Source organism: Intestinibacter sp. (assembly GCF_051866655.1).
Taxonomy (GTDB): Bacteria; Bacillota; Clostridia; order Peptostreptococcales; family Peptostreptococcaceae; genus Intestinibacter.
Genome location: NZ_JBJDXL010000503.1, coordinates 1 through 2,388, shown reverse-complemented (window position 1 = coordinate 2,388; position 2,388 = coordinate 1). Strand labels below are relative to the sequence as shown.

General features: G+C 31.2%; 5 protein-coding genes. All 5 read left to right on the top strand.

Going from position 1 to position 2,388, the window contains the following annotated elements; translation table 11 throughout:
* Window positions 1–315: hypothetical protein (locus ACI3VO_RS15130; protein WP_439758717.1), on the top strand; the 315-nt coding region annotated here is incomplete at its 5' end.
* Window positions 316–579: 264 nt separating this feature from the next.
* Complete coding sequence (locus tag ACI3VO_RS15125) at window positions 580–831, top strand: hypothetical protein (RefSeq protein ID WP_439758716.1); 252 nt, start codon at window positions 580–582, stop codon at window positions 829–831.
* 2 nt (window positions 832–833) lie between these two features.
* Window positions 834–998, top strand: coding sequence for a hypothetical protein (locus ACI3VO_RS15120; protein WP_439758715.1), 165 nt, complete (start codon window positions 834–836; stop codon window positions 996–998).
* 71 nt (window positions 999–1,069) lie between these two features.
* Window positions 1,070–1,669 carry a hypothetical protein gene (locus tag ACI3VO_RS15115; RefSeq protein WP_439758714.1) on the top strand — a complete coding sequence of 200 codons (600 nt, stop codon included), beginning with the start codon at window positions 1,070–1,072 and terminating at the stop codon, window positions 1,667–1,669.
* Window positions 1,666–2,388: DnaB-like helicase C-terminal domain-containing protein (locus ACI3VO_RS15110; RefSeq protein ID WP_439758713.1), on the top strand; the 723-nt coding region annotated here is incomplete at its 3' end. The genes ACI3VO_RS15115 and ACI3VO_RS15110, both read left to right, overlap by 4 nt.

Genomic DNA, 2,388 nt, shown 5'->3' with positions numbered 1-2,388 from the left:
AAAGAAATAACTTATCACGCCACTGCTTTCTTGAGAGCTTTACAGAATAGAAAGAAATTTGCTTTCAATCACTCTGATAAGGTTAGAGTTGCCGAAGAAATAATAGCTGCCAGACCTAATAGTAAAATCATTACTTTTTCTGCTAATGTAAATATGGCAGAATCCTTTAAAGAAGGTTTTGTATATACTGGAAAGAATAGTAAGAAAAAGAATAGAGCTACATTAGAAGAATTTGCTATGTGGCCATCTGGTTGTCTGCATACCTGTAGACTGGCAGAAGAAGGTTGTTTCTCATATTTAACAATTTTTAACTAGTAAGTATTGAATATGATATGGCCGTGTAATTAAGTAATTAATTATATTATAACACCTGAATATCTTCGGAAGCTAAGTCAAGAAATTGATATGCTAACTTGAAGAGGCATAGGCTAATCTTGTTCGGGAGAATATAGATTAGATTCAGCCCTAGAGACTAGATGCAGGTGCAACCTTATTGTAAGGTTGAAGACATAGTCCATCTTAGTTACTTATGAAAATAGACCTAAGATACTAGATCTTCCAGAGCTATCTGTAGGTATCATGTTAGGTGTAAACTCTAGTAAAACTAAGCAAATACAGACGCTTGGTAGAGTAGTTCGCTTGAATAAGGATAAGACAGCTGAATTTTTTACTATTGTTATCAATAATACTGTTGAAACGGAATGGATGAATAACAGTAGAAGTGATAATAACTTTGAAGTGATTGATGAAGCTAATTTAATGAAGGTTTTAAGGGGAGAACCTTATGAAACCTATAAAAAGAATATTCAGAAATTTGTTTATCGTTTTTAATTATGGAAACATATTATACTAAGAAAGAGTATAACGAGATGAAGACATCTCTGACTAGAAAGTGTAAATCCTTACAGGATAAAATTACTAGATTAGAGAAAAAGTTGAAGGAGGCACAAGAAGATTATGATACTCTTCTTACAACTGCAACAGAATCACGTAACTAAGTTATCAAGTCGTACAAGACATTAACAACTTAGTGTATAGATTAGTAGAAAACAACTATTAATTTGTACACGTGAATAATATTGAACAACAACTTTTCTTTTGTGAAAAGTATGGAATTAATCCAAATGAATTATTGTTGTTAGAAATCCTTCTTATTGCTCAAGAAGGTGATGAATCTGGAATTGTTCAGCAATATTTCTCTAATAGAGTATGCTCTCGAGGATTTACTACTGAATTATTACAAGGATTAATTGATGCTGGAATCATTTTAAAATCTTATAAGATACCTGCTAAGGGTACTGTATTTGACCCTAATTCTGTTCCTATTAATAAGAATGTTATAAAAGATTTTTATAAATGTTCTTATGAACTAGGTAAAGAATTGTGGGAAGTATATCCGCAATTTGGAATAGTTAATAATACTCAAGTTGGTCTTAAAAGTGTATCCAAGAAATTTGATACAATAGAGGACTTCTTCCGTTTTTATGGTAAAACTATAAGATGGAAACCTGATATACATGAACACATTATAGAATTAGTTAAATGGGCAAATGATAACAATATTATTTGCACTACAATTGCTAATTTTGTAATAGACCACAAATGGGAGGAGCTGGAAGCACTAAAGACTGATGGTGGAATTAATTATGATTCAATGAGATTGCTATGATTTCTGATAAACTTCTAAATGAAATTGATAGGGGTAGATTAGGATTAAATCATGGTATTTCTATGAATCTTCCTAAACTAGAAAGTATTATTGATGGGGTCACTAGAGAGACTTACACATTAATAATGTCAAATTCTGGGGCAGGAAAGACGTCATTTGCACTCTATGCATATGTCTATCGCCCAATTATGGCCCATCTTGATGATAACGATTTTAAAGTATTGTATTTTAGTCTAGAAATGGGAGAAGTAGCACTTTATATTAAATTACTTTCTATCTATATATTTGAGACTTATGGAGTACAATTATCTTTTAAGAAGATATTATCAAGAGAAAAGGAATATGTCTTATCTGAAGAGCATTATGGTTTAATAAAAGAATGTATGCCTTGGATAGATAAGGTTAGTAAAAAATTGGAAATATTTGATAAGAAGGTTACTCCCAATAAGGTTTATGCTATCTTAAAGAATAGACTTGAAAGTATGGGAACATTCTCAGAGAGTGAAACTAGACTTACATATACTCCAAATAATCCTAATCTTATTTATAATGTAGTTATAGACCATATTGGTCTAGTCGGAGGCAAACCTGATATTGATTTACTTTCTAGTTATCTTGTGTTTTTAAGAGACAAATGTGGAATTAGTCCTGTTGTTATACAGCAAGCTAATAGAGAACAAGGTAATATTGAGAGATTCAAACAAGGTAAGAGTGCTTTT

Coding starts and splice junctions, on each gene's coding strand:
- ACI3VO_RS15120 (WP_439758715.1), top strand. CDS start 834: ATGGAAACATATTATACTAAGAAAGAGTATAACGAGATGAAGACATCT.
- ACI3VO_RS15125 (WP_439758716.1), top strand. CDS start 580: ATGTTAGGTGTAAACTCTAGTAAAACTAAGCAAATACAGACGCTTGGT.